The 6408-nt window shown below is 63.2% G+C and carries 7 protein-coding genes and 1 pseudogene; 2 read left to right on the forward strand and 6 right to left on the reverse strand.

Annotation, left to right across the window (positions count from 1 at the left end):
* Positions 1-166 precede the first annotated feature (166 nt).
* Positions 167-298, reverse strand: coding sequence for a hypothetical protein (locus WCB02_RS28200; RefSeq protein ID WP_423963037.1), 132 nt, complete (start codon positions 296-298; stop codon positions 167-169).
* A gap of 24 nt (positions 299-322) precedes the next feature.
* On the opposite strand from WCB02_RS28200, the gene WCB02_RS28205 reads away from it, so the two are divergent.
* Entirely contained in the window at positions 323-844 is a 522-nt protein-coding gene (locus WCB02_RS28205; protein ID WP_423963038.1) for a hypothetical protein, read from the forward strand.
* A 287-nt stretch (positions 845-1131) separates the two neighbouring features.
* Here the strand turns inward: WCB02_RS28205 and WCB02_RS28210 are convergent, their stop codons facing one another.
* Together WCB02_RS28210 and WCB02_RS28215 are read right to left on the reverse strand one after the other, a co-directional pair.
* A complete protein-coding gene (locus WCB02_RS28210; protein WP_423963039.1) occupies positions 1132-1473 on the reverse strand; it encodes a hypothetical protein in 342 nt (113 codons plus the stop codon).
* 64 nt (positions 1474-1537) lie between these two features.
* Positions 1538-1774 (reverse strand): hypothetical protein, encoded by a 237-nt coding sequence (locus WCB02_RS28215; protein WP_423963040.1) that lies wholly within the window; start codon positions 1772-1774, stop codon positions 1538-1540.
* A 519-nt stretch (positions 1775-2293) separates the two neighbouring features.
* On the opposite strand from WCB02_RS28215, the gene WCB02_RS28220 reads away from it, so the two are divergent.
* A complete protein-coding gene (locus WCB02_RS28220) occupies positions 2294-3259 on the forward strand; it encodes a LysR family transcriptional regulator (RefSeq protein ID WP_423963041.1) in 966 nt (321 codons plus the stop codon).
* A 105-nt stretch (positions 3260-3364) separates the two neighbouring features.
* Here WCB02_RS28220 and WCB02_RS28225 read toward each other — a convergent pair whose 3' ends face one another.
* From WCB02_RS28225 to WCB02_RS28235, 3 genes and pseudogenes are all read right to left on the reverse strand, one after another.
* Positions 3365-5074: a thiamine pyrophosphate-dependent enzyme gene (locus WCB02_RS28225; RefSeq protein WP_423963042.1), complete on the reverse strand. Its 1710-nt coding sequence runs from the start codon at positions 5072-5074 to the stop codon at positions 3365-3367.
* Between the two features lie 57 nt (positions 5075-5131).
* Positions 5132-6166 (reverse strand): cytochrome d ubiquinol oxidase subunit II, encoded by a 1035-nt coding sequence (gene cydB / locus WCB02_RS28230; RefSeq protein ID WP_423963043.1) that lies wholly within the window; start codon positions 6164-6166, stop codon positions 5132-5134.
* Positions 6163-6408, reverse strand: a pseudogene (locus tag WCB02_RS28235) (cytochrome ubiquinol oxidase subunit I); the annotation flags it as partial. The gene cydB and the pseudogene WCB02_RS28235, both read right to left, overlap by 4 nt.

Below are 6408 nucleotides of genomic sequence, written 5' to 3' on the forward strand. Positions count from 1 at the left end.
GGATGAGAGAGCCGACGTGGACGCGATCATTCGCAAGGCGCGGGCGGAAGGGACCGATTGTGCGCCATGGGACAAGGGAGGCCTGGAGTCCGTTGACGCGACCGCCGTCGATGGCGCCATGGCGCAAGCCTTCCTGGTGATATCGCCGGCCGGCCGGAAGAAACGCTTATCGTCGATCCTGACCAAAGCCGGAATTGCCGACGCCTTCAGCGGCGAGCCGGAAACCCGCCGTCGGATCGAGATGAGCCTCGCCGTTGCCGACATGGGCGCGCCAAAGCTTGCCGTATCGCGCGCCCATCTCGATCGCCTAGTCGCGCACCAATTGGCGCTCACCATCGAAAAAGGAGGGGCTCCGCCATTCGGCCTGCTCCAGGTCGCCGAGACCATCGGCGGTGCCGACTGGCAACCGACGCGTATGGTCTTGGGTGAAACGCTCGCCGAGCTGATGGCCGAGATCCCCAAGGCGATGTGCGAGCCGTCCGAGCTGGCGTTGCTGCTACGCAGGAGCGACGAGCTTGCCGATCTCGAGATCGTATCGCGATCATGGTTCGAGGACGACCCGCAAATCGCGAGAGCGGTGAGGCAAGCACGTGGCGGCAATCGCGCGAAGCTCGCTACCTTTCTTTTGCAGGGCGCCATGGCGCGGCGGCGCGACAAATGGGTGGAGATCATTTTGCGCACGGCTTTATGGATGCACGAGGCGACCGACGCGGACGATCTGTGCTGGCGCGAACTCACGCTCGTCGCGAAAGCGCTCACCGATGGCCGGGATATGACCGAGATCGGGTTGATGCGCGACATCGCATTGCGGACGATCGACGTGATCAACGAAACGGAGCGGTGACTCCGTGCGGATCGCGCCGACCTGGCGCAGCTCCATATCGCAAGCTTTCGCATCTGCGCGTGCGGCAGGCGTCATGGCGCCACGACGGAACAACACTGCCCATCTTTGTGAGCGCGCGCCGCTGCACGATCTTGTTCGCTGTCGCCGCCTGGGTTCTTCAGGAGCCGCCGGATCGATCTGGCCGCCGCTCGAGACCGCTCCGCTCACGCAGGAGCGGCGGTGCTCGCCAATTGGGCTCATCTGGCGCACAATGAGGCGGCTGATTCCTCCGCTTCGTATTTTTTGCGTCATAATTTTAAGCCTAAAATAATAACCGCGAGTTGGGGGCGTGATCGGGTGACGTCATGCGCGCTCGTAACGGAAGAGATCGCCGAGCCTGGAGAGGACGCTACTTTCTGCGCGATCTGGCCGGCCTTGCTGATATCAAGCGCTTGCTCGCCACCGGCGTGATTGGCGAGCGGCTCTCCCCTGATGTTGCCGATGCTGATGCGCCCGCCGACGCGATTGCGCCGTCGGCCGCTCCTCGGCCACAGCCAGGAGGCAGCCTGCGAAGGCGAGGCTGAGTGGCCGATTTGCGCCGCGCCGGCCTCGGTCGAGGCCAGCGCGTGTTGGGCCGTGGCTGATGGCAAGCAGGATGGGATGACCTCGGGATGTTGATCCCGCAGGGCGGATCCTGATTGCCTTGCTGACCGGCTACCGTTCAAAACAAGCGTGGAGACGTCTCTGCCAGACGTATCCGGTGCCGCACGGTGGGCGCGGCTGGGCTCCCGCAGGGCACTCGTTGCGAGCCGTCGATGAACCCCATCCGTCGATGACGCAAGCGCCGCCGGAGACGCTATGGCAACCCGGTCCGCATCCGTCGGCGGCATTGGCCGCGCCGAAAATCGAGATGCACCCGACGAACACGACTGCTGCGAAAAGGTTCCTCATGTTGTCTCCATGGTTGGGCCTGGTGTGCGAAGCCACCCAAGCGCTCTGAATAAAGAGATGGGCCGCGAACGCAAACGCGCCAAGGCCCTGCCGGTTCACAGGAAAGGCCGGCTGTGAGCCATCGCGCGGACGGCCCCGGCTGGCTGCCGAAACCAGTGCCACGGACCGTGCCTCCTCGATCGCGCCCCCGCGCGGCCGGCGCCAAAAGCGTCGACGGCGAAGTCCGGCTGTTCGGCATTCATCCGTCTCGGCATGACCAAGAGGATTCGTTGCTGCTCCGTGAGCGGAAAGCAGTTTCGCGAAATGAGAAATCAGCCTTGACGATATTTTGGCAATGAGTCACGGCTCCGTGCTTGCCCGTTCCTTAGGCACAGGTTGTTCCGTCTAATTGGTCACACTATCTTGGCGTCTCCAACTGTTGTGGCGCGCCGTTCCGGCGTTATTGATGCCGCAACCTGATGTTTGACGCCGCGGTTGTGGCATCGGCTATGGTGAGGCAGCACGCGACGGGAGTTCGACTTGGCGATCCGGAGGATAGATCTCAATCTTTTTCGGGTGTTTGAAGCCATCATGCGACATCGCAGCGTTGCCGGCGCGGCTCGCGAGCTTGCCATCACACCTTCCGCCGTCAGCCATGCCCTCGCGCGCCTGCGGCAACTGCTTGATGACCCGCTCTTTATCGCCGTCGACAATGGCATGACACCGACCTCGCGGGCGCAGGAACTTGCGCCAACGATCAAGGAAGGTCTGCTACGCTTTTCCGAGGCTGTCCGGTCGAAGACGTTTGATCCATCCAGATCGACGCGAACATTCCGGATCGCGATGTCAGACTATGCGACGATGATGTTCCTCCCCTGCATCATGGAGAGGATCAGAACGATCGGACCCAACATCAATTTGCGGATCTTCCCGCTCAGCCGTCTCGACCTGGTGGGGCACCTCGACAGCGGCCGGCTCGAAATGGCTGTGGGCTGGTTTGCCAATCTGCCGAAGCGGATGAGGCGGATGCCGTTTGCGGTCGAGTTCGAGGCGCTGGTGGTGCGACAGGGTCATCCCCTGACATCCGAACCGGTCACCATGCAGCGGCTGTTTGCGTTTCCTCACATCGTGGTCGAGTTGAGCGGCAGCGAGGAACGCACCTCGGACGGCTTCATCGACGAACAGGGTGTCGAACGACGGGTCTGGATCGAGCGCCTGCTGCTCGACAAGGAAGACGAGAATAGCGGACTGGTCGGCCGCGTCGCCGTCTCGGTGCCGCATTATTCCGCGGTCCCGACCCTGGTGAGCCGAAGCGACATGGTCGCGACGCTGCCGCGCAGCATCGCGCTCCGGGAAGCCGCGCGCGAGCCGATCGCGGTGCTGGACCTGCCCTACGATCCGCTGCGCGTGACCATCGAATCGGTATGGCACCAGCGCGCGGACCAGGATGCCGGGCTGCAATGGCTCGCCAGCGAGGTTCTGCAGGCCGCCGAGGCGCTGGCCTGAGGACCCACCCGATCGGCCCTCGCCATGACTCCGGCGCGGGACGCTCATCCGTCCCGCGCAACGATCCCTGGATGCCGGGCCTGCTGGCCCCGGGCGGCCACTCGGTCAGACGTTCTCCCGCGCCATTTCCCAGACCTCGCCGCCACGTCCATGCAGCACCGCCCTCATCGCATAGAGAGCCATGCCGACTGCCGGCTCCGCCGCGATAAAGGGCGGCATCACCAGTTGCATCGGCGCCACCTTGACATGAAGCAACGCCGGCCCGGGCTGAGCGAGCCATTCCTGAACCGCGCTGTCGAGATCGCGGGCCTTTGCAACAGTGCGGCCCCATAGCCCGATGGCTTCCGCCACCTTGCCGAAATCGGGGTTCTTGAGATTGGTGAACGTCGGCAACAGCCCCTCCGTCTTCTGCTCGATCTCGACGAAGCCGAGCTTGCCGTTGTCATAGACCACGATCTTCACCGGGAGGTTTTCCTGGATCGCGGTCAACAACTCGCCGAACAGCATGGCGATGCCGCCATCGCCGGACATCGAGATCACCTGGCGGCCCGGCTGGCACGCCTGCAATCCCAGCGCCGACGGCAGCGCGGTGGCCATCGTGCCATGGAGCAGGCTGCCGAAGGTGCGGCGCTTGCCATTGACCTTCACGTACTGATGCAGCCAGACCACCGGCGTTCCATCGTCGCCGGCGAACAACGCGTCGTCCGCCGCGTAGCGATCGATCAGCGTCGTCAGATAGGTGCCGGTGATGATGTCGCCATGCGCTGCCTTGGCCTTGGCATAGCGCTCTTCCATCATGTGCCTGTAGCGGGCGACGTGCTCGTCATGGAACGACGCATCGTGCCGCTGCTGCAGACGCGGCAGCAGCGCCGCAAGGGTCGGCTTGATACTGCCGACCGAGGCCGCGGTGACCGGATGGCGGCGGCCCAGGTGCGTCGGCTCGATATCGACCTGAACGATCTGGGCCTTGTCCGGATAGAACTGGCGCCACGCGAAATCGGCGCCGAGCAGCAGCAAGGTGTCGCAATCGAGCACCGTGCGATAGCCGGCCTCCCCGCCAATCAGACCGGTCATGCCGACATTGTGCGGGTTGTCGTACTCCACGAAGTCCTTGGCGCGCGTGGTATGCGCGACCGGCGCCAGCAATTTCTTCGCCGTCGCGATGATCTCCGCATGCGCTCCCTGACAGCCCGATCCGGCATAAATAGCGATCTTCTTGCCGGCGTTGAGAATGCCAGCGATGCGATCGAGTTCCTCGTCATTGGGCGTAATGACCGGCGCGCTGACATGGACATGGTAGGGAATATCAGGCGTGATCTCGGCCTTCGATACGTCGACCGGCACGATGAGGACCGCAACACCACGTTTGGCGATTGCCGCCTGACAGGCAATGACGGTTTTCCGCCGCGCCTGCTCCGGCGTATGGATCATATCACAATAGACGCTGCAGCCGCGGTAGACCTCCTTGAAATCAACCTCCTGGATGAAGTCGAAGCCAAGCTCACTGCGCATCACCTGGCTGGCAATCAGGATCACCGGCGCCCGGTTTCGGTTGCACTCATAGACCCCGTTGATGAAGTGGAGACTGCCCGGGCCGCAGCTTCCCGCAATGGCAGTGAGATGACCGGTCAGCATGGCCTCGGCGCCCGCGGCGAACGCGCCGGCCTCCTCGTGCCGCACATGAACCCAATCGATGTCGCTCTTGTCGATGCAATGCGCAATATCGTTCAGCGTATCGCCGACGATGCCATAGCACCGTTTCACGCCTGCGGATCGCAACGTCTCGATGATCGCTTCTGCGACTTTCTTCGCCATCGATATTCTCCTTTTTCGGGGCTTCGAACTGTTGAGCTCGGCCTTGAACGCCATCGCTCAGGGCTGGTTTGCCGGATAGGTCGCGCTGTAATCGACCATTGCAGGCGTCTCCGTCGGTTCGGTCTCGTCACGGAGCTTGCCGCGAAACAGCCAGTACACCGTCGCGGTGTAGCCGAAGATCAATGGCAGCACGATGAGGCCGGCGCCCCAGAACATGAAGTCGAGGCTGCTCTCCGGCGCGGCCGCCTCGGCAATCGTGAGCGAGAACGGAATCATGAACGGCCAGAATGAAATCGCGAGCGTTGCGAACGCCGCCACAAAGATCAGGCTGACCATGCGGAACGGGAGGAAATCGCTGCGATCGAGCGTCCCCTTGATTAGAAAATAGGATGCGAGCGCACCGAGAGCCGGGAACAGGAAGAGATATGGACGCTGCAGCCAGCGATCCATGATGCGGATGTCACGCAGCAGCGCATAGCAGAGAGCGGCGACCAGAAACCCGCCGACCCCGATCGTCAAGGGCAGCAGGAAGCCATAGGCCCGCTGGCGCAGCACTCCCTCGGATTTGCCGACCAGCCAGGCTGCGCCGAGCAGCGCGTAGCCGAGACACAGTCCGACACCGCACAGCCAGGCGAAGCCGCCGGACCAGCCGAACGTGCCGCCGGCGTAACCGCCGTTGACCACCGGCAGGCCCTCGACCAGCGCGCCGATCATCACCCCCTGCGCCATGGTCGCGACGATGGAGCCGGCGGCGAAGCTCAGGTCCCAGACCCAGCGAAACCTCACTGTCTTGTAGCGAAACTCGAATGCCACGCCGCGCAGGATCAGCGCCCCCAGCATCACGATGATCGGAAGATAGAATGCCGACAGCAGCGTTGCGTAGGCGCGTGGAAACGCGCCGAACAGGACGGTACCCGCCATCACCAGCCAGGTCTCGTTGCCGTCCCAGACCGGAGAGATCGCCGACATCATGCGCCGGCGATCGATCTCATCGCGAGTGAACGCAAACAGGATGCCGACACCCAGATCGAAACCGTCGAGCAGCACGTACAGCAAAATGCTGATGGCGAGAACCGCAACCCAGAACATCATCGGGAAAACTCCACGCTTGCGGCACGCGCTGTCATCGGACTGCCTCCGACAACGGCGAGCGGCCGTTGTGGGGTGGCGTCAATCCGAAGCCCGGACGCGACCGGCCCTCCTCGCAGCAGCCGATAGATGTAGATCGTGCCGAAGCTGAAGATGATCAGATAGATCGAGACGAACAGCAGCAGCGAGCCGAGGGTTGCGCCAACGGAAAGGTTCGGCGTCACGGCATCGGCCGTCTTCAACAC

It is taken from the genome of Bradyrhizobium sp., from assembly GCF_049581145.1.
Lineage (GTDB): Bacteria > Pseudomonadota > Alphaproteobacteria > Rhizobiales > Xanthobacteraceae > Bradyrhizobium.